General features: G+C 69.6%; 17 protein-coding genes and 5 tRNA genes. 12 read left to right on the top strand and 10 right to left on the bottom strand.

Annotation, left to right across the window (positions count from 1 at the left end; genetic code table 11):
- Positions 1–74 precede the first annotated feature (74 nt).
- The 8 genes from ADK36_RS38070 to ADK36_RS38035 form a co-directional block, all read right to left on the bottom strand.
- Entirely contained in the window at positions 75–656 is a 582-nt protein-coding gene (locus ADK36_RS38070) for a GTP-binding protein (RefSeq protein WP_026248371.1), read from the bottom strand.
- The gene (locus tag ADK36_RS38065; RefSeq protein ID WP_048580614.1) at positions 637–1,215 is read right to left on the bottom strand and encodes a DUF742 domain-containing protein; all 579 of its coding nucleotides are present in this window, start codon (positions 1,213–1,215) and stop codon (positions 637–639) included. The genes ADK36_RS38070 and ADK36_RS38065 overlap by 20 nt, the downstream gene beginning before the upstream one ends.
- A gap of 95 nt (positions 1,216–1,310) precedes the next feature.
- Positions 1,311–1,724: a roadblock/LC7 domain-containing protein gene (locus ADK36_RS38060; protein WP_004983065.1), complete on the bottom strand. Its 414-nt coding sequence runs from the start codon at positions 1,722–1,724 to the stop codon at positions 1,311–1,313.
- A gap of 10 nt (positions 1,725–1,734) precedes the next feature.
- Positions 1,735–4,977 carry a sensor histidine kinase gene (locus ADK36_RS38055; protein WP_048580615.1) on the bottom strand — a complete coding sequence of 1,081 codons (3,243 nt, stop codon included), beginning with the start codon at positions 4,975–4,977 and terminating at the stop codon, positions 1,735–1,737.
- Positions 4,978–5,365: 388 nt separating this feature from the next.
- The gene (locus ADK36_RS38050; protein WP_030051303.1) at positions 5,366–5,941 is read right to left on the bottom strand and encodes a GTP-binding protein; all 576 of its coding nucleotides are present in this window, start codon (positions 5,939–5,941) and stop codon (positions 5,366–5,368) included.
- Positions 5,922–6,320 carry a DUF742 domain-containing protein gene (locus ADK36_RS38045; protein ID WP_003997626.1) on the bottom strand — a complete coding sequence of 133 codons (399 nt, stop codon included), beginning with the start codon at positions 6,318–6,320 and terminating at the stop codon, positions 5,922–5,924. Before ADK36_RS38045 ends, ADK36_RS38050 begins: the two co-directional genes overlap by 20 nt.
- Before the next feature lie 114 nt (positions 6,321–6,434).
- On the bottom strand, positions 6,435–6,848 hold the full coding sequence (locus ADK36_RS38040) for a roadblock/LC7 domain-containing protein (RefSeq protein ID WP_048580707.1): 414 nt from the start codon (positions 6,846–6,848) through the stop codon (positions 6,435–6,437).
- Between the two features lie 9 nt (positions 6,849–6,857).
- The gene (locus ADK36_RS38035) at positions 6,858–10,580 is read right to left on the bottom strand and encodes a sensor histidine kinase (RefSeq protein ID WP_053200840.1); all 3,723 of its coding nucleotides are present in this window, start codon (positions 10,578–10,580) and stop codon (positions 6,858–6,860) included.
- 598 nt (positions 10,581–11,178) lie between these two features.
- On the opposite strand from ADK36_RS38035, the gene ADK36_RS38030 reads away from it, so the two are divergent.
- From ADK36_RS38030 to gltX, 3 genes are all read left to right on the top strand, one after another.
- Complete coding sequence (locus ADK36_RS38030) at positions 11,179–11,364, top strand: hypothetical protein (protein WP_048580617.1); 186 nt, start codon at positions 11,179–11,181, stop codon at positions 11,362–11,364.
- Positions 11,365–11,491: 127 nt separating this feature from the next.
- Positions 11,492–12,277 (top strand): fumarylacetoacetate hydrolase family protein, encoded by a 786-nt coding sequence (locus tag ADK36_RS38025; RefSeq protein ID WP_048580618.1) that lies wholly within the window; start codon positions 11,492–11,494, stop codon positions 12,275–12,277.
- Complete coding sequence (gltX, locus tag ADK36_RS38020) at positions 12,261–13,745, top strand: glutamate--tRNA ligase (protein WP_078942775.1); 1,485 nt, start codon at positions 12,261–12,263, stop codon at positions 13,743–13,745. Before ADK36_RS38025 ends, gltX begins: the two co-directional genes overlap by 17 nt.
- A gap of 60 nt (positions 13,746–13,805) precedes the next feature.
- On the opposite strand, the gene ADK36_RS38015 is transcribed toward gltX, so the two are convergent.
- Positions 13,806–14,000 (bottom strand): hypothetical protein, encoded by a 195-nt coding sequence (locus tag ADK36_RS38015; protein ID WP_053084660.1) that lies wholly within the window; start codon positions 13,998–14,000, stop codon positions 13,806–13,808.
- A 116-nt stretch (positions 14,001–14,116) separates the two neighbouring features.
- Between ADK36_RS38015 and ADK36_RS38010 the strand changes: the two genes are divergently transcribed.
- The 7 genes from ADK36_RS38010 to ADK36_RS37975 all read left to right on the top strand — a co-directional run bounded on the left by ADK36_RS38010 (position 14,117) and on the right by ADK36_RS37975 (position 16,318).
- Positions 14,117–14,845, top strand: coding sequence for an HAD family hydrolase (locus ADK36_RS38010; protein WP_234330033.1), 729 nt, complete (start codon positions 14,117–14,119; stop codon positions 14,843–14,845).
- A 91-nt stretch (positions 14,846–14,936) separates the two neighbouring features.
- Positions 14,937–15,008 (top strand) — tRNA-Gln (locus ADK36_RS38005).
- Positions 15,009–15,029: 21 nt separating this feature from the next.
- Positions 15,030–15,102: transfer RNA gene (locus ADK36_RS38000), tRNA-Glu, on the top strand.
- A gap of 62 nt (positions 15,103–15,164) precedes the next feature.
- A tRNA-Glu gene (locus tag ADK36_RS37995) sits at positions 15,165–15,237 on the top strand.
- 20 nt (positions 15,238–15,257) lie between these two features.
- Positions 15,258–15,329 (top strand) — tRNA-Gln (locus ADK36_RS37990).
- Between the two features lie 28 nt (positions 15,330–15,357).
- A tRNA-Glu gene (locus ADK36_RS37985) sits at positions 15,358–15,430 on the top strand.
- A 360-nt stretch (positions 15,431–15,790) separates the two neighbouring features.
- Positions 15,791–16,318, top strand: coding sequence for a monooxygenase family protein (locus ADK36_RS37975; protein WP_234330037.1), 528 nt, complete (start codon positions 15,791–15,793; stop codon positions 16,316–16,318).
- A 72-nt stretch (positions 16,319–16,390) separates the two neighbouring features.
- On the opposite strand, the gene ndgR is transcribed toward ADK36_RS37975, so the two are convergent.
- Positions 16,391–17,107, bottom strand: coding sequence for an IclR family transcriptional regulator NdgR (gene ndgR, locus ADK36_RS37970; RefSeq protein ID WP_048580622.1), 717 nt, complete (start codon positions 17,105–17,107; stop codon positions 16,391–16,393).
- A 199-nt stretch (positions 17,108–17,306) separates the two neighbouring features.
- Between ndgR and leuC the strand changes: the two genes are divergently transcribed.
- Positions 17,307–18,737 carry a 3-isopropylmalate dehydratase large subunit gene (gene leuC / locus ADK36_RS37965; protein ID WP_048580623.1) on the top strand — a complete coding sequence of 477 codons (1,431 nt, stop codon included), beginning with the start codon at positions 17,307–17,309 and terminating at the stop codon, positions 18,735–18,737.
- A 6-nt stretch (positions 18,738–18,743) separates the two neighbouring features.
- Positions 18,744–19,337, top strand: a complete 594-nt coding sequence (leuD, locus tag ADK36_RS37960) for a 3-isopropylmalate dehydratase small subunit (protein ID WP_048580624.1) — start codon at positions 18,744–18,746, stop codon at positions 19,335–19,337.
- The last annotated feature ends 236 nt before the right edge of the window (positions 19,338–19,573 follow it).

Here is a 19,573-nt window from a genome sequence, read left to right as displayed (position 1 = left end):
GAAACGACTTACGGCCCCCATCCCTCCCACAGGAGGAACGAGGGCCGCAACCGAAACGTGCCGAAGTCGCGGGACTACCGCAGCCGCGCCATCAACGCGTGCTCGACCAGCGTGATCAGCGCCGACTTCGCGTCAGCCCGATGCCGCGCGTCCGTCGTGATGATCGGGGTGTCCGGACCGATCTGGAGGGCCTCACGGACCTCGTCCGGGTTGTACGGCTGGTTGCCGTCGAAGCCGTTCAGGGCGATGACGAAGGGCAGGCCGCTGTTCTCGAAGTAGTCGACCGCGGGGAAGCAGTCGGCGAGACGGCGGGTGTCCACCAGGACGATCGCGCCGATGGCGCCACGCACGAGGTCGTCCCACATGAACCAGAAGCGGTCCTGGCCGGGCGTACCGAAGAGGTACAGGATCAGGTCCTGGTCCAGGGTGATACGACCGAAGTCCATGGCGACCGTCGTGGTCGTCTTGTCTCCGGTGTGAGTGAGGTCGTCGATGCCCGCCGAAGCTGACGTCATGACGGCCTCGGTACGCAGCGGGTTGATCTCCGAGACGGCCCCGACGAACGTGGTCTTGCCCACGCCGAAGCCACCCGCCACCACGATCTTCGCCGAGGTGGTGGAGCGGGAAGGACCGCCGCTAGAGCTTGCGAAGTCCACTGAGCACCCTTTCGAGCAGTGTCACGTCTGGCTGGCCGCCGGCGTTCTCGTCGCCGCCCGGCTGATGGATGGCGACCAGGCCCGCCTCCGCCAAGTCGGCGACGAGGATCCTGGCCACGCCGAGAGGGATCGTCAGCAGGGCCGAGACCTCGGCGACCGACTTGATCTCACGGCAGAGGTTGCAGATCCGCTGATGCTCGGGCAACTGGCCCTGCATCTGGTGCGGCTGCGCGGTGGTGTGCACCAGCGCCTCGATGGCGAGCTGGTAGCGCGGGCGCGTCCGGCCGCCGGTCATGGCGTACGGGCGCACCAGGGGGTTGTTCGACGACCCGGCGGGCGCGGGCTCAGGGGCGCGTCGCTGCGGCTGCACCGGCTGGATGCGCGGCGCCGGCGGCTGGTCGTACGGCGAGGGTCCGGGACCCTGGGGAGCGTACGGCTGCCGCTGGCTCGGCGTGGAGGGGAAGTTGTAACGGTTCGGGTTCTGGGAACCGTCGTTCTGGCCCTGGCCGGGGCCGTACGACCAATTACCCGACGATGAACCGCCTGGGGGTGTTGCCACTTTCTCTCCTCCTCCGACTGTGCCTGGCACCCATCATGTGGAGCCGCGTCCCGAAACCTTACGGCTACGGGACGCCAAAACGCACCGACTGTCTGTTAGTTGAGCAGGCTGCCTTGGAGCTCCGCACGCAGATCCGGAGTCAGGACCGTACCGGCACGGTCGACCAGGAGCGCCATCTCGTACCCAATGAGGCCGATGTCTGCCTCGGGGTGGGCGAGAACCGCGAGTGACGATCCGTCGGAGATGGACATGATGAACAGGAATCCCCGCTCCATCTCCACAACCGTCTGGTTCACGCTGCCGCCCTCGAAGATCCGCGAGGCTCCCGCGGTCAGCGAGGTCAGACCGGAGGCGACGGCCGCGAGCTGGTCGGCGCGGTCGCGCGGAAACCCTTCGGACATCGCCAGAAGGAGTCCGTCGGCGGAGACCACCACCGTGTGTGACACCCCGGGGGTGTTGTCCACGAAGTTGGTGATCAACCAGTTCAGGTTCTGTGCCGCCTGGCTCATCGGGCTCACACTAACGCTCCTGGTTGTAGGTGCTGTCAGGACCACTGTGTTGATTCCTAGTGGCCTGGCCGTTCGTTTCACTTCCCGCGCTGCGTCCCCGCTGGACACCGCGGCGCAGGTTGCTCAGCCTGCCCCGGACGTCCTCGGGAGCGCGGGAGATCTGTGGACCTCCCTGGGGGGTGGTCTCGGCGGCTCCCTCGACCAGGTTGGCCTTGGGGACCCGCCTCGGCAGGCCGGAGGAGGTGACCCCGCCCGCCTTGGGCTTCCGGAGCTGCGAGGCCTGCTGCCAGCGGTCGTCGTTCGCCGAACGCCAGCTGCTGTCGCCGTTGCTCTCCGGCGTGGGGGCCGGTGACTCCTGCCGCACGGACCGTCCGCCGTTGCTGCCGCTCGCGCCGGATCCGCGGCGGGGGAGCCCGGCGTCGGTCAGTGCGTGGGCGGCGGCGGAGGCCGGTCCCGGACGGTCGAAGCCTACGCGGTCCCGCTCGTTCGCGTCATCGGCCTGCGCAGATTCCGCTTCCGGAGAGTACTGGTCCTGGTACCCGTTCGGGTAGCCGTTCTGCTGCGGCCAGTCGTCCTGGTGACGCCGCTGCTCGAAGGCCGGGAAGGTCTCCGGGGCGGAGGCGCTCGCGGCGGCGGGCTCCTCGCGGACCGGCTCCGGATACGAGGGCTCGGGGTAGCCGCCGTTGGACGAGAAGGTGTCGTTCTGCGGCAGGCCGCCGTTCGGCGCGTAGTAGCTGTCGTCGTACGACGGGCGCTGCTGCTCCTCGTACTGCGTCTGCCGCTGTTCCTCGTACGTCGGCTGCGCCGGCTGCGGGTCGTACCCGCCGGTCTGCCCGGGGAATCCGCCCCGGTCGTCGTAGGCCGGCTGACCGGTGAACTCGTCGTACGCCGGGGTCTCGGGGTTCTCCAGGGCGGGCGGCTGGCCGTGGTTCTGGGCCTCCAGGGCCGCCCGGCGCTCCTCGCGCATCAGGGAGCGGCCGACGGGGTCCAGGTCGCGGAGGTCGTCCGGGACCTCGTAGCGGCTGTCGTCGAAGCCCAGCTCGGCGGCCGTGCGCATCTGCGGCTGGTTGAAGTTCTCACCCTGGAAGTGCTGCTCCGGGATGATCTGCGAGACGGTGAACTCGTCCTGGGCCGGCTGCTGCTCGCCGCCACCGCCGTGCGTGATCGCGTCCGGCAGCATGACCAGCGAGGTGGTGCCGGCCTGCTCGCCGGAGGGGCGCAGCTGGACGCGGATGCCGTGCCGGTCGGACAGCCGGCCGACCACGAACAGGCCCATGCGCTGGGATATCGCGGCGTCCACGGTCGGCGGGTTGGCCAGCTTGTGGTTGATGTCGGCGAAGTCCTCGGCGGTGAGGCCGATGCCCTTGTCGTGGATCTCGATCATGACCCGACCGTCGGGGAGACGGGTGGCGGTGACACGAACCTTGGTCTGCGGGGAGGAGAACGTCGTCGCGTTCTCCAGCAGCTCGGCGAGCAGGTGCACGAGGTCGGTCACGGCGCGGCCGTGGATCTCGGCCTCCGGGACGCCCGACAGCTCGATGCGCTCGTACTGCTCCACCTCGGAGGAGGCGGCGCGCAGGACGTCGACCAGCGGAACCGGCTGGTCCCAGCGGCGGCCGGGCTCCTCGCCGGCGAGGACGAGGAGGTTCTCGCCGTTGCGGCGCATACGGGTCGCCAGGTGGTCCAGCTTGAAGAGGTTCTCCAGCTGGTCCGGGTCGGCCTCGTTGTTCTCCAGGTCGGTGATCAGGGTCAGCTGGCCCTCGATCAGCGACTGGTTGCGGCGCGACAGGTTGGTGAAGATCGCGTTGATGTTGCCCCGCAGCAGGGCCTGCTCGGCGGCGAGCCGGACGGCCTCGCGGTGGACCTGGTCGAAGGCGCGGGCGACCTCGCCGATCTCGTCGCGGGTGTTGATCGGGATGGGCTGGACGCGGGTGTCCACGCGGCCCGGGTCGGTGCGCGAGAGCTGGTCGACCAGCATCGGCAGACGCTGCTCGGCGATGCCGAAGGCGGCGTTGCGCAGCTGGCGCATCGAGCGGGACATCTGGCGGGCCACCATGCCGGCCAGGATGAACGCGGCGAGCAGCGCGACCACGACGGCGGCACCGGTGATCAGGGCGTCGCGCTTGGCGTCGTCGGAGATGACGGAGGCCTCGTTCACCGCGGTGTCGGCGAGGTCGTTCTCGATGTCGCGGTAGGCGTTGTACCTGAGGGTGTTGGCCGCCCACCAGTTCTCGGCGGTGATGCCCTTCTGGGCGAGCGCCGCACGCTCGCTGGTGTCCGTGGAGCTGAGCTGGGCCAGCAGGCCGACCGTCGTGGTCGGGTTGGCCGGCGGCGCCACGTAGTCGGGGTTCTTCTGCTTGGCCGCGGCGGCCATGGCGGCGCCGTCGGCCTTGATCTGCGCCGTGGCGTCCTGGAGCTTCTGGATGTCCGCCTCGGTGCCACCGCTCTGGTACTCCTGGATGGCGATGCCCTCCAGGTAGGCGTACGAGGAGAGGGCCACGCGCTGCTTGGCGAGGTCCGAGGCCTTGGGGCCCGGCTTGACCAGCATGTGCATGCCGATGGAGCGCTGGAGGGAGAGCGCGCCCTTGGTCAGCGAGATGGCGTAGACCGTACGGCCGTAGCTGGTGATGTTGCCGGTGCCCAGGCCCAGCTCGTTGGAGAACTCCAGCAGCCGGTGCTCGACCGCGACGTAGCCCTCCTCGGTCTCCACGCCCGCGAGCTTGTTGGTGTAGGCGGCCGCGCGGAGGTCCGTCAGATCGGGCTCGACCTCACGGAAGCGCTCCAGACGGCGCACCAGGTTGGGCCGGTCCGGCATGTTCTGGGCGGCCACGTCGAAGGCGTCGGCGGCCTCGTCGGTCTTCTTGCGGGCGGCCACGACCGTCGGGTCGTCCTCGCCCTTGCCCTGGAGCAGGGGAGCGGCGGTCGAGTCGCGCTCCTCCAGCAGGGCGTCGCCGTAGGTCAGGGCGGCGGCGACCAGGCGCGCGGTGTTCTCCGCGTCCTCGGCCTCCTGCCAGGTGTCGATCGAGCTCTTCACCTGGAAGCCGCCCATGACAAGGCCGACCAGCACGGGTATGAGCAGGATCGCGTTCAGCCGGGTCGGCACGCGCCAGTTGCGCGGCGAGAGACGGCCGCCGCTCGGGGCGGGCGCCGCCGTTGGTTCCGATCCGGGCACAGGGGCGGGCGCCGCTCCGCGCGGCGGCGGGGTGAAGTTGCCCCGGGCCGACGGCTCGGGACTGCTCTTGCTTCGCCTCACTCGACCAACAACCTTCCGGCGGGGTCGGCACCTACGTATGTGCCGCTGTGTCTCAGAGCCCAGTTCGCCATGGAGTACGCAGTACTGCTGAGTACGTCTTTGACTATTGGGCAGTTCTCGCATTCCAGCACGTCGGCCTGCGCTCTTCCAAACAGTGGAAGGGGAGGATTCCGAGTGATGTAAGCCCTAGATAAAACGGTCATAAAGAGCGAGCCCCGTCAAAAGACGGGGCGTTCGTGCGCGCAGCGACACCGCTTGACCGCGACGAGTGGCCGTACCACCCGATTCCTCTGCCGAAACGTTATGAACAAGGGAGCCGACCGTGTCAAAGGCCACAGTCGGCTCCGGGGCATCTACGACAACTGCCGTATGACGCTACTGACTTGATCTACCGCAGCCGGGCCATGAGCGCGTGCTCCACCAGCGTGATCAGCGCACTCTTGGCATCGGCCCGGTGGCGGGCGTCGGTGGTGATGATCGGCGCGTCCGGGCCGATCTGGAGCGCCTCGCGCACCTCGTCGGGTGTGTAGGGCTGATGTCCGTCGAAGCCGTTGAGGGCGATGACGAAGGGCAGGCCGCTGTTCTCGAAGTAGTCGACCGCGGGGAAGCAGTCGGCGAGACGGCGGGTGTCCACCAGGACCACGGCGCCGATGGCGCCGCGCACGAGGTCGTCCCACATGAACCAGAAGCGGTCCTGACCGGGGGTGCCGAACAGGTACAGGATCAGGTCCTGGTCCAGGGTGATACGACCGAAGTCCATGGCCACCGTGGTGGTGGTCTTGTCCCCGGTGTGCGTGAGGTCGTCGATACCCGCGCTCGCGGACGTCATCACGGCCTCGGTGCGCAGCGGGTTGATCTCCGAGACCGCGCCGACGAACGTGGTCTTGCCCACGCCGAAGCCACCCGCCACCACGATCTTCGCGGAGGTGGTCGCCCGGCCTGGTTCAGAGCTTGCGAAGTCCACTGAGCACCCTTTCGAGCAGCGTCACGTCCGGAGCGCCGCCGTTGTTCTCGTCGCCGCCCGGCTGGTGGATGGCGACCAGGCCGGCCTCCGCGAGGTCCGCGACGAGGATCCTGGCCACACCCAGCGGCATGGACAGCAGCGCCGACACCTCGGCGACCGACTTCACCTCACGGCACAGGTGGCAGATGCGCTGGTGCTCCGGGAGGAGCCCCATGAGCGCTGCCGGGTCGGCCGTGGTGCTGATCAGGGCCTCGATGGCGAGCTGGTAGCGCGGCCGGGTCCGGCCGCCGGTCATCGCGTACGGACGTACCAGCGGCTGGTCGCCCTCATCCTCGTACGGCTCCGCGTACGGATCATGAGAGGCGGTGGGCGGGGTCATGAATCCTCCGGGCGGGGACAGCAAGTCGGTCAGTCAAGCCGTCTGGGTGAGGGCCAGTGCGGGGATTGTGGCCGCCGGACGGTGATTTGGTGAGACGGGTGGATCCGAGGGTGATCAGTGCAGCAGACTGCCTTGGAGCTCGGCGCGCAGGTCCGGCGTGAGCACCGCACCCGCCCGGTCGACCAGCAGCGCCATCTCGTAGCCGACAAGGCCGATGTCGCATTCGGGGTGTGCCAGGACGGCGAGCGACGAGCCGTCCGAGACGGACATGAGGAAGAGGAATCCCCGCTCCATCTCGACGACGGTCTGTGCCACGTTGCCGCCGTCGAAGATGCGGGAGGCCCCCGCGGTGAGGGAGGTCAGGCCCGACGCTACGGCCGCCAGCTGGTCGGCCCGGTCGCGCGGGAAGCCCTCCGACATCGCCAGCAGCAGGCCGTCGGCGGACACGACGACGGTGTGGGACACCCCTGGGGTGTTGTCCACGAAGTTGGTGATCAACCAGTTGAGGTTCTGTGCCGCCTGGCTCATCTGGCTCAACTAACGCTCCTGCTGGTGAGTGGGGTTCGGGAAGCTGCCGGTCTGGCCGTTACCGACCTGACGACCTTGCGCGATACCCCGACGGAGATTGGTCAGCCGGCCGCGTACGTCGTCAGGCGCACGCGAGACAGCCGGACCGGATTGGTGCTGTTGCTGCTGAGCCGTACCCGGGACGAGGTTCGCCCTGGGCACCCGGCGCGGCAGACCGGAGGTGGTGACACCGCCGGCGGCCGGTTGCCGGACGCGTTCCGCCTGCCGGACGAGGTCGTCGTTCGGCGAGCTGCGCCAGGCGGTCGATGAGGTCCGCTGGGGAGCGGAGGACGGCTGCGATGGAGCCGCCGGAGCCTGCGGCTCCTGCGGAGCGGAAGCCGGAGCCGAGCCGTTGGCGCCGGGCTGGCGTCCCTGCGGGCCGCCGTGGAACCAGTTGGTCTCCAGCGTGTCGTACAGCGGAGTACGCCCGTCACCGGGACCCGTCGCCGGCGGCAGGGCCTCGGGCTCCTGCCGGGCGGGCCGCTGCTGCGGACGCGCCGGGGCCGGGACCGGGGGCTGCGGGGCACCGTAGCCGGAACCGCCGCCGTACGTGCCGTTGACCTGGGGCCGCTCGAACTGACCGGTGGATTCGGGGCTCTGGCGGCCGGGCAGGGCGTGCTGGCCCGTGGAGCCGCCGTCGTACGCCGGCGGAGCGGTCGGCCGGCCCGGCTGCGACGGGGTGTTCTGCCCGTTCGGGGCGCCGAAGACGTCCGAGCGGACGAACTGACCCGTGCCCTGCGGTTCGTTCGCGCCGGGGTCGGGGAACTGGCCCGTGCTCTGCGGGTTGTACGCACCCGGGGCCTGGGCGTCGTAGTCCGGGCGGGCGAACTCCGACGTGGCAGCCGGCGAGCCGGGGCCCTGACGGTCGTCGATCCGCGGCATCCGGGAGGTCTGCTGTGCGGGGTCCTCGTCGTGCCCGCGCGGGGTGTCGAGCGAGGCACGCGGCACCGGCGGCTGCGCGTTCTCGTCGCTCCAGCTGGGGCGGGACGGCTGGTTGCCGCCGGGCAGCTCGGCACGCGGACCACCGCGCGGCGGAAGCTGCGGCTGGCGACCACGGCGACCCTTCTCGGCACCGGGGGGTGGGGACTGCTCGCGGCCGGGGTTCGCGCCACGGGAGCCGCCGAAGGGGTCCTGGCCCGCGCCGAACGGGTCCTGACCCGTACCCGCGGCCTGCAGCCCCTGCGGAGCGCCCGGGGCCTGGCCGCCGAAGCCGGCGCCGGCACCCGCGGGAGCCGGGCGGCCCTGCGGCGGCGTGCCGCCCGGACCCTGCGGCCCACGCGGTGCACCCGGTCCGCCCGGAAGCCCGCCGCCGTCACGTCCCGGCAGCGCGGCCCGCGGACCCTGACCGGCACCGAGCCGGCCTCCGCCGGACTGGCCGGCACCGAGGGCGCCGCCACCCGGCGCACCCGCGCCGAGGGAACCGCCACCGGACTGGGCCTGGCGACGGGCGGCAGCCGCACCGGCGGCGGCCTGCGCGGCGGCCGGGCCACCGGAACCACCGGGACCGCCCGGACCGGGCTTGCCCGGAGCGGGCTTCTTGCCGCCCTGGGCGACGTCGACGGGCAGCATGACCAGCGCGGTCGTACCGCCGGAGTCGGACGGGCGCAGCTGGATGCGGATGCCGTGCCGCTGCGACAGCCGGCCGACCACGAAGAGGCCCATGCGGCGGGAGACGGAGACGTCCACGGTGGGCGGCGAGGCGAGCCGCTCGTTGATCGCGGCGAGGTCCTCGGGGGAGAGGCCGATGCCGGTGTCGTGGATCTCGATCAGGACGCGGCCGTCGGGCAGCGCGTGACCGGTGACCTTGACCTTGGTCTGCGGGGAGGAGAACGAGGTGGCGTTCTCCAGGAGCTCGGCGAGGAGGTGCACGAGGTCGTTGACGACGCGGCCGGCGACCTCGGTGGTCGGCACGGAGGCCAGCTCGATCCGCTCGTACTGCTCCACCTCGGACGCGGCGGCACGGAGCACGTCGACCAGCGGGACCGGGCGGGTCCAGCGACGGCCGGGCTCCTCACCGGCGAGGACGAGGAGGTTCTCACCGTTACGGCGCATACGCGTCGCGAGGTGGTCGAGCTTGAACAGCGAGGACAGCTGGTCCGGGTCGGCCTCGCGGGACTCCAGTTCGGAGATGAGCGACAGCTGACGCTGGATGAGGCCCTGGGAGCGGCGCGAGAGGTTGGTGAACATCGCGTTGACGTTGCCCCGCAGCAGGGCCTGCTCGGCGGCGAGGCGGACCGCCTCGCGGTGCACGTCGTCGAAGGCCGCGGCCACCTGGCCGATCTCGTCCCGGGAGTGCACACCGACCGACTCGACGGAGGTGTCGACGTCCTGCGGGTCCGACTCGGACAGCTGCTTGACCAGCTCGGGCAGCCGGTCCTGGGCGACCTTGGTGGCGGTCTCCTCCAGGCGGCGCAGCGAGCGGATCATGGAGCGGGCCACCACGAACGCGCCGACCAGCGAGACACCGAGCACGAGCAGGATCAGCGCACCGGAGATGATCGCCTCGCGCTCCGACTCGTTGCGCAGCTCGCGGGCCTTCTGCTCCATGTCCTCCAGCAGCGTCGTCTCGATGGCGCGCATCTGCTGGATCTTGGTGGTGCTGTCGTCGACCCAGTCCCGGTAGGAGCGCTTCTCCAGGTCGTCCAGGGCGTTGGGGTTGCCGAGCGCACGGTTGGCGTACTTGTCGCTGGCCGTGATCGTCGGGTTGCCCGATTCGATGGACTTGAGCAGGTCGGCGGCGCCCTGGGTGCCGTAGATGCTCCGGAAGCTCTTCAGCTCGGACCGCTGGCTCGTCAGCGCCGACTCGGCGTAGAGCCGGTCGTTCTCGGAGAGGTCACCGACGCTGTCGTTGTTCGCGGGCAGTGCCGCCGCGAGGACCGCGCGCTGGATGGACGCGTACTCCTTGGCGGTGGAGAAGGCCGCCAGGGCACGCGTGCTCTGGATCATCTCCGGGTTGCTGGTCGCCTCCGCCATGTCCTGCGAGAGACCCAGCAGGTTGGTGATCAGACGGTGGTAGGCCTCCACGGTCTGCGTGGAGTTGTCCTTGGCCTCGTAGGCCGTGTTGCGGATCTTCGCGATGTTGTTCAGGTCGCCGACGAGTTGGACGAGGTTGTCCCGGACGCCCTTGAGGTTGCTGCCCTGGCTGTTGTTGTCGACCTCTTCGGAGGCTTCCCGGAAGCTGTCGGCTGCCCGGTCCGTCTTGTCCCGGTACCCCTTGACCGTGTAGTCGGTCGCCTTGGCGCCGTGCGCGAGCGGACCGGCGGACTGGTCGCGCTCCTCCTGGAGCGCCGCGGCGAGCTCGGTGGCCCGCTTGGTCATGTCCGTCAGCAGCTTCATGTTGTCGAGCTGCTGGATGTCGTCCATGTTGTCGCTGATGCGCAGGGCGCCCAGCGAGGTGGCCGCGACCACGGGGAGCGTCAGCAGCGCCACCAGTCGCGTGGAGATGCGCCAGTTGCGCAGGGCTATTCGCGCGCCGGGGCCAGTGCTGCCCTTGGGGGCCTTCTTCCCGGCCGGCGCGGAAGGGCCCGCCGTCCCCGGGGACGCCGACACGGCGGGGCGCCCGGAGCGCTCACCGCCGTCGACGGACGGGGCCGGGCCCTGGTTCTGGGCGTGCTGGGTCGAGGGACCTCGGTCGGTCCCGCCGTGCTCCGGCTCCGCCGAAGCGCTGCCATCCCTCTTGAAACGTCCCTGCACTAGCGTCGCAACCTCTGGACCAGGCGCCCTTCCGCGTGAACGGACGGACACGGTGTCGGCGTTATGGGAGCGTCCTGAACACGCTCCCGGGTGGTCGTGAGTGACCGGCGCTGGCTCCCCCTTCTCGCCGCCACCAGGCGCTCGGTGCGCCCCCTGTGCGCCGGCTCGATCCTGCGGCGGTCCGTGGAATTCCAGCACAGTGCAGGATCTCCAACAAGGCCCGTAGGTCGAGCCGTGACATACGTGACACCACGTGAGGGCGAGATTACCTGCCGTAGAAACTGATCCCGGCCAAAGCGGACTTATGCCCGCGAGCCGCCCGGCTGCGAGAGGTGTCCCAGTCGCCATGATCAGGAGCGGAATGATGGCTTCAGGGGGTCAATGTCCGTTTCGCGGGGGTGGATTGCCCGCCTGAATTGACCGTTTTGCCCTTGGAGTCGTGAGCAAACTCACATACCGATCAAGGGGTCTTCACCGCTGTGGAGGGGAACCGCATGTTTAGCCTGACGCTTTACATCATGTAAGACTTTGACAACCCCGCGCCCGCGCGAGACCAGGCTCCACCGGCGCCCCGAACAGGACAGGGTCACGTACAACCGTGAAGACGACGATGATGTTCCACAACATAGCCAACCCGCGGCGCACGACGCTGGCGCACCTCGAGGACGCCGACGCCCTGCACACCCCGGAGCAGGAGCACTCCGTCGACCTCCCGACCCAGACCGCCAACCCCAGGCGCACCATCCTCATGGAGGCCCCCGCCACGGCCTCCGTCGCCGGGTAGTACGCGCGCCGCCCCCGGATCACTCAAAGCGCCCGCGTACGGCGGTAATGCGCGAGGCGCCCGCCCCTCCCCGCGTTAGCCTGGAGCGTCAGACTCCAGCCGGCCTAAGTGAGGGGCGCAGGATCCCGTGCGCATCGCCAGATTCTCCATCGACGGGAACGTCGCCTTCGGCGCGGTCGAGGGCGACAAGCCGGACGAGCTCGTCCTCGACATCATCAAGGGCATCCCGTTCGCGGACTTCGAGCTCTCCGGTACGAAGGTGCCGTTGAGCAAGGTCAGGCTGCTGCCGCCGGTGCTCCCCAACAAGGTCGTGGCCTTCGGCCGCAACTACGCCGAGCACGCGCGCGAACTCGGCAACGAGGTGCCCGACGCCCCGTTCGCCTTCTTCAAGCCGTCGACCTCGGTGATCGGCCCCGGCGACGAGATCCAGTACCCGTCCTTCACCGAGGACCTCCACCACGAGGCCGAACTGGCCGTCGTCATCGGCCGTATGTGCCGCGAGGTCCCGCGCGACCGCGTCAAGGACGTGATCTTCGGCTTCACCTGCGCCAACGACATCACCGCCCGTGACGTCCAGAAGCGCGAGAAGCAGTGGGCCCGGGCCAAGGGCTTCGACTCCTCCTGCCCGCTGGGCCCCTGGGTGGAGACGGACCTGGCCCTCGAAACGGCCGCCGACCTGACCATCCAGCTCACGGTCAACGGCGAACAACGCCAGCTCGGCCGCACCAGCGAGATGATCCACCCGATCGAGGATCTGATCGTCAACATCTCCGAGGCCATGACGCTGCTCCCCGGCGACGTGATCCTCACGGGCACCCCGGCAGGCGTCGGGCCGCTCACCGTCGGCGACGAGGTCGCCGTCACCATCGAAGGCATCGGCACTCTCACCAACAAGGTTGTCAAGCGTGGCTAGCGCACCCGTCCGCGTACGTTTCTGCCCCTCGCCCACCGGTAACCCCCATGTGGGCCTGGTCCGCACCGCCCTGTTCAACTGGGCGTTCGCCAAGCACCACCAGGGCACGCTCGTCTTCCGCATCGAGGACACCGACGCGGCCCGCGACTCCGAGGAGTCCTACAACCAGCTGCTCGACTCGATGCGCTGGCTGGGCTTCGACTGGGACGAGGGCCCCGAGGTCGGCGGCCCGCACGCGCCGTACCGCCAGTCGCAGCGCATGGACCGCTACAAGGAGATCGCGCAGAAGCTGCTGGACGGCGGCCACGCGTACTACTGCTACTGCTCCCAGGAGGAGCTGGACACCCGCCGCGAGGCCGCCCGCGCCGCCGGCAAGCCCTCCGGCTACGACGGTCACTGCCGCGACCTGACCGGCGCGCAGGTCGAGGAGTACAAGGCCCAGGGCCGTACGCCCATCGTCCGTTTCCGCATGCCCGACGAGACGATCACCTTCACGGACCTGGTCCGCGGCGAGCTGACCTTCACCCCGGAGAACGTCCCGGACTACGGCATCGTCCGCGCGAACGGCGCCCCGCTGTACACCCTCGTCAACCCGGTCGACGACGCCCTGATGGAGATCACCCACGTCCTGCGCGGCGAGGACCTGCTCTCCTCGACACCCCGTCAGATCGCCCTGTACAAGGCGCTGATGGAGCTGGGCGTCGCCAAGGGCATCCCGCAGTTCGGCCACCTGCCGTACGTGATGGGCGAGGGCAACAAGAAGCTCTCCAAGCGTGACCCCGAGTCGTCGCTGAACCTCTACCGCGAGCGCGGCTTCCTGCCGGAGGGCCTCCTCAACTACCTCTCCCTCCTCGGCTGGTCGCTCTCCGCCGACCAGGACATCTTCACGATGGACGAGATGGTCGCGGCCTTCGACGTCACGGACGTGCAGCCCAACCCGGCCCGCTTCGACCTGAAGAAGTGCGAGTCGATCAACGGCGACCACATCCGTCTGCTCGACGTGAAGGACTTCACGGAGCGCTGCGCGCCCTGGCTGAAGGCCCCGTTCGCCCCCTGGGCGCCGGAGGACTTCGACGAGGCCAAGTGGCACGCGATCGCCCCGCACGCCCAGACGCGTCTGAAGGTCCTCTCCGAGATCACGGACAACGTCGACTTCCTCTTCCTCGCCGAGCCGGTCTTCGACGAGGTGAGCTGGACGAAGGCCATGAAGGAGGGGTCGGACGCCCTCCTGCGCACCGCGCGCGAGAAGCTGGAGGCGGCCGACTGGACCTCGGCCGAGTCCCTGAAGGAGGCCGTCCTGGCGGCCGGCGAGGCCCACGGCCTCAAGCTCGGCAAGGCCCAGGCCCCGGTCCGCGTCGCCGTCACCGGCCGCACCGTCGGCCTGCCCCTGTTCGAGTCCCTGGAGGTCCTGGGCAAGGACACGACCCTGGCCCGCATCGACGCGGCGCTGGCGAGGCTGGCGGCGTAGTACTCCCACATACCTGAGGGGCGGCACCCGGATCTCGGTGCCGCCCCTCACGCGTCCGTCTCAGACCGCGCCGGTCTCGTCGATCAGGTACGCGAACTCGTCAAAGATCTCCAGTACGACGATGACCATGACGGCTCCCGCGACCATGTACCCCAGCAGCACACCGGGCGCTACGTACGCCTTGCGCAGGTGCTCGTCGGGACCGAGCTGCGCGGTCGCGTTCTTGCGGAACGGGTCACGCGCCAGTATCCGCACGGCCCTGTCCAGATGGGCTCGACGCTCCTCGGGCAGTGCTTCGTACGTCGCACGGGCCCTCCACGGTGATCTGGATGCGGTACTCGCTCATGGCCCCGGTGTGCCAGTCTGTCAGGGTGATCAGAGCCGTTGTCTGGGACGTCGACGACACCCTCTTCGACTACACGGGGGCCGACCGCGCCGGAATGCGTCTGCATCTGGCGGCCGAGGGGCTGCTGGACGCGTACGACAGCGTCGAGCAGGCCATCGTGCGCTGGAGGGCGATCACCGACCAGCAGTGGGCGCGGTTCTCGGCCGGGGAGGTCGACTTCCAGGGGCAGCGCCGGGACCGGGTGCGGGTGTTCCTGGGGGAGGAGCTGAGCGACGCGGAGGCCGACGCGTGGTTCCAGCGGTACGTCGCGCACTACGAGACCGCATGGGCCCTCTTCCCGGACGTCCTCCCGGTCCTGGACGCCCTCGCGGCCAGCCACCGGCACGCGGTGCTGTCCAACTCCAGCATCCACGTCCAGGACCGCAAACTGCGCGTGCTCGGCGTCCACCACCGCTTCGAGGCCATCCTCTGCGCCGCCGAGCTCGGCGTCTCCAAGCCGGAGGCCGGCGCCTTCCATGCCGCCTGCACCGCCCTGGAGCTCGCCCCGCACCAGGTGGCGTACGTCGGTGATCACCCGGAGATCGACGGGCGCGGCGCCGCGGAGGCCGGGCTGCTGTCGGTCTGGATCGACCGTGACGGCGTGTACACCAGCGCTGACGCCCCCGGCGGACCGCACCGGATCGCCTCCCTCGCCGAACTCCCCGCGCTCCTCGGCACCGATACCCGTTTTGGAGCCCCGTCCACCTTCGGGTAATGTTCTTCCTGCGCCGCCGGAGAGCGGGCCGAAAGGCCGAAACCCGGGGGAGCAAACTAGAACAAGGCCCCCTGAGGGGCTTGCGTTCCAGTGGCCTATGGTGTAATTGGCAGCACGACTGATTCTGGTTCAGTTAGTCTTGGTTCGAGTCCAGGTAGGCCAGCTCGCAGAGCTCATCTGCAAAGCCCCCGTTGTGTAGCGGCCTAGCACGCTGCCCTCTCAAGGCAGTAGCGCCGGTTCGAATCCGGTCGGGGGTACAGATCCTTCCCGCGAGGACGGTTCGGGTAGCTCCCACCGTTCTTGATGCAGGATCGCTAGGGCCCCCGTTGTGTAGCGGCCTAGCACGCCGCCCTCTCAAGGCGGTAGCGCCGGTTCGAATCCGGTCGGGGGTACGAACTGGTCTAAACCACATTGGTCTATGGTGTAATTGGCAGCACGACTGATTCTGGTTCAGTTAGTCTTGGTTCGAGTCCAGGTAGACCAGCTCGGATCTGCGGAAACGTAAGATCCTCGCCCCCGTTGTGTAGCGGCCTAGCACGCCGCCCTCTCAAGGCGGTAGCGCCGGTTCGAATCCGGTCGGGGGTACAACATGAAGGCCCTTCGCTTCGGCGGAGGGCCTTCGTCGTGCCTGGCGCAGGCTACTCGTCGAAGCCGTACCGCCGCGTCGACTCCTCTTCCTGGGCCAGTCGGTGCAGCGCCCGCAGTACCGGCTCGTTGAGGATCGCCCCCCAGGACCGCGAACTCGATCCGCTCCGCCTCCGTCGGGTATGTCTCCATGTTGTCCAGGTCGAGGACGGCCGTCCGGCGCATCAACTCGGCGTACGGCGCGAGCAGTTCGGCGCCGAAGCCGAAGCCGAGCCGGCGGAACGCGGCCACCGCCACCACCAGCGAGCGGTACGCGGGGGAGATGGCCGTGAGCCGCTCGGCGTTCTCCCGGCCGAGCCGATCCAGGAGCGCGGTGACCTCCTGGTGTGCGGCCTGGACGTACTCGTCGTCCTCGTCCGGCTCCCGCACCTGCGGCAACGCCCACATCGCGGCGCCGAGGCGGATCGCGCAAGGCAGCGAGTCGTCGTCGACATGCCCCAGCACCTCCTTGACCGTCGCCACCGGCACCCGGCCGACCTGGACCATCGCGCGGTGACGGCCTCGCCGCGGACGTACTACGTCGTCCAGTACTGGGAGTCCAAGGAGAAGCTCCACGCGTACGCGCACGCGTCGGACGCGCCGCACCGTCGGGCGTGGGCGATCTACAACCGTACGGAGAAGGCTGGGAAGATCCGGCAGCACGTCGGGCTGTGGCATGAGGCATACGTCGCGCCGGAGGGGTCGTACGAGTCGATCTACGCGGACATGCCGGCGTTCGGACTCGCCGCGGCGCACGGGCAGGTGCCGGTGGAGAAGCGGGGGCGCTACGCCAAGGACCGGTTCGCGCACCGGTCGGCCAGGGCGAAGGCGGCCGAAGAAGCCAGGTGACGGGGGGACCGGGGGACGGGGAGGGCCTGCCGCGGCGTTGAGGCAGGTCCTCCCCGCTGACGTGTCCCGGGGTCAGCCGGTGCGGCGCAGGGCCTCGGAGAGGCGGCCGGCGGCGTCGATGACGGCCTGGGCGTGCATACGGCCCGGGTGCCGGGTCAGGCGCTCGATGGGGCCGGAGACCGATACGGCGGCCACCACGCGGTTCGACGGGCCGCGTACGGGCGCGGAGACCGAGGCGACGCCCGGCTCGCGCTCGCCGATCGACTGGGCCCAGCCCCGGCGGCGTACGCCCGAGAGCGCGGTGGCCGTGAAACGGGCGCCCTGGAGGCCACGGTGCAGACGCTCCGGCTCCTCCCAGGCCATGAGGATCTGCGCCGAGGAGCCCGCCTTCATCGTGAGCGTCGAGCCGACCGGGACCGTGTCCCGAAGGCCGGACAGGCGTTCCGCCGCGGCGACGCAGATGCGCATGTCGCCCTGGCGGCGGTAGAGCTGCGCGCTCTCGCCCGTGACGTCCCGGAGGTGGGTGAGGACCGGGCCCGCCGTGGCGAGGAGACGGTCCTCACCGGCGGCCGCGGCCAGTTCTGCCAGCCGAGGGCCGAGAATGAACCGGCCCTGCATGTCACGCGCCACCATGCGGTGGTGTTCCAGGGCCACGGCAAGTCGATGTGCCGTGGGTCGTGCCAATCCGGTGGCCGAGACGAGCCCTGCGAGGGTGGCCGGACCGGACTCCAGGGCGCTCAGGACAAGGGCTGCCTTGTCCAGAACGCCGACGCCGCTACTGTTGTCCATGAAACGATACTCGCGTCTCACTCTGTGAAACGCAAGTTCAATTTTCCGTGGAACGCGCCACTCTGGAAGAACGAAGGCAGAGCGGCCCGTGAACAGAACGGGCCTGGCGGCGGACGCCCGGAAGCAGGGGCGCGGGCGGTGCCGCCTTTCAAGATCTCTAGTTGGGCCGGTGGACCGTATGCCGGCCGGAGGGAAAGCGATGGGTAGGACACTCGCGGAGAAGGTCTGGGACGACCATGTCGTCCGGCGCGCCGAGGGCGAGCCCGACCTCCTCTTCATCGATCTGCACCTGCTGCACGAGGTGACCAGCCCGCAGGCCTTCGACGGCCTCCGCAAGAGCGGCCGCAAGGTGCGCCGGCTCGACCTGACCATCGCCACCGAGGACCACAACACCCCGACCCTCGACATCGACAAGCCCATCGCTGACCCGGTCTCCCGCGTCCAGCTGGAGACGCTGCGCGCGAACGCCGCCGAGTTCGGTGTGCGCCTGCACCCGCTGGGCGACGTCGAGCAGGGCGTCGTGCACGTCGTCGGCCCGCAGCTGGGCCTGACCCAGCCCGGTATGACGGTCGTCTGCGGTGACTCGCACACCTCCACGCACGGCGCCTTTGGCGGCCTCGCGTTCGGCATCGGCACCTCCCAGGTCGAGCACGTGCTGGCCACCCAGACGCTGCCCATGGCCCGCCCCAAGACCATGGCCATCACGGTCAACGGCGAACTGCCCGACGGCGTCACCGCCAAGGACCTGATCCTGGCGATCATCGCCAAGATCGGCACGGGTGGCGGCCAGGGCTACGTCCTGGAGTACCGCGGCTCCGCCATCGAGAAGCTCTCGATGGAGGCCCGGATGACCATCTGCAACATGTCGATCGAGGCCGGCGCCCGCGCGGGCATGATCGCCCCCGACCAGACCACCTTCGACTACCTCGAGGGCCGCCCGCACGCCCCCAAGGGCGAGGACTGGGACGCGGCCGTCGCGTACTGGGAGACGCTGAAGACCGACGACGACGCCGAGTTCGACGCCGAGGTCGTGATCGAGGCAGCCGAACTGTCGCCGTTCGTCACCTGGGGCACCAACCCCGGCCAGGGTGCGCCGCTTTCGGCGTCCGTCCCCGACCCGGCTTCGTACGAAGACGCTTCGGAGCGCCTCGCCGCCGAAAAGGCCCTGGAATACATGGGGTTGGAGGCCGGACAGCCGCTGCGCTCCATCAAGGTGGACACCGTCTTCGTAGGCTCGTGCACCAACGGCCGCATCGAGGACCTGCGCGCCGCCGCCGAGCTCGTGAAGGGCCGCAAAGTCGCCGACGGCGTACGGATGCTGGTCGTCCCCGGCTCCGCGCGGGTCGGTCTGCAGGCCGTCTCCGAGGGTCTGGACGTCGTCTTCAAGGAGGCCGGCGCCGAGTGGCGGCACGCGGGCTGCTCGATGTGTCTGGGCATGAACCCGGACCAGCTGGCCCCGGGTGAGCGCTCCGCGTCCACGTCCAACCGCAACTTCGAGGGCCGGCAGGGCAAGGGCGGTCGTACGCACCTGGTGTCGCCGCAGGTCGCGGCGGCCACCGCGGTCCTGGGCCACCTGGCCTCCCCGGCCGACCTGTCCGACGCCGAGACCCGTACGCCCGCTGGAGTCTGATCAGCCATGGAAGCATTCACCAAGCACACCGGCCGGGCCGTTCCGCTGCGCCGCTCCAACGTCGACACCGACCAGATCATCCCTGCTCACTGGCTCAAGAAGGTCACGCGGGACGGTTTCGAGGACGGGCTGTTCGAGGCCTGGCGCAAGGACGAGACGTTCATCCTCAACCAGCCGGAGCGGCAGGGCGCCACGGTGCTGGTCGCCGGTCCCGACTTCGGCACCGGTTCCTCCCGTGAGCACGCCGTGTGGGCGCTGCAGAACTACGGCTTCAAGACGGTCATCTCCTCGCGCTTCGCGGACATCTTCCGCGGCAACTCGCTCAAGAACGGCCTGCTCACGGTGGTTCTGGAGCAGAAGATCGTGGACGCGCTCCAGGAGCTCTCCGAGAAGGACCCGCAGGCCGAGATCACCGTCGACCTCGAGGCCCGCGAGGTGCGCGCCGAGGGCATCACCGCCTCCTTCGAGCTGGACGAGAACTCCCGCTGGCGGCTGCTGAACGGCCTCGACGACATCTCGATCACCCTCCAGAACGAGGCCGACATCGCGGCCTACGAGGCGAAGCGGCCGTCGTTCAAGCCGCGCACGCTTCAGACCTGATCCGAAGCCGCCGCGCAAGGCGACTTTCGGACAGCGCAATACCCCCTCAGTACCCCCGATCAGCCCGATCGGGGGTACTGCCATGTCTGCACCCGAACGGCCCTGCGCCGCTCGCGTTCGCCGGTCAACTTCCCACGTTACGAAGGGTGTTGCTGGGGTACGCGAGTGGTGTGGCCGCGACTTCCGCAAGTGCCCGGAAGGCCATTCGAGGCCGGAGTTGCACCCCTGGCAGGCGA

The organism is Streptomyces viridochromogenes (assembly GCF_001270495.1).
GTDB classification, from domain to species: domain Bacteria; phylum Actinomycetota; class Actinomycetes; order Streptomycetales; family Streptomycetaceae; genus Streptomyces; species Streptomyces viridochromogenes_A.
The sequence above is the reverse complement of the archived record's forward strand: the minus strand, read 5'-3'. Positions and strand labels throughout refer to the sequence as shown.

Excerpts from the sequence above, each read along its gene's own strand:
- ADK36_RS38060 (WP_004983065.1), bottom strand. The coding sequence starts at position 1,724 with ATGAGCCAGGCGGCACAGAACCTGAACTGGTTGATCACCAACTTCGTG.
- ADK36_RS38045 (WP_003997626.1), bottom strand. The coding sequence starts at position 6,320 with ATGACCCCGCCCACCGCCTCTCATGATCCGTACGCGGAGCCGTACGAG.
- ADK36_RS38040 (WP_048580707.1), bottom strand. The coding sequence starts at position 6,848 with ATGAGCCAGGCGGCACAGAACCTCAACTGGTTGATCACCAACTTCGTG.
- ndgR (WP_048580622.1), bottom strand. The coding sequence starts at position 17,107 with ATGGACAACAGTAGCGGCGTCGGCGTTCTGGACAAGGCAGCCCTTGTC.
- leuC (WP_048580623.1), top strand. The coding sequence starts at position 17,307 with ATGGGTAGGACACTCGCGGAGAAGGTCTGGGACGACCATGTCGTCCGG.
- leuD (WP_048580624.1), top strand. The coding sequence starts at position 18,744 with ATGGAAGCATTCACCAAGCACACCGGCCGGGCCGTTCCGCTGCGCCGC.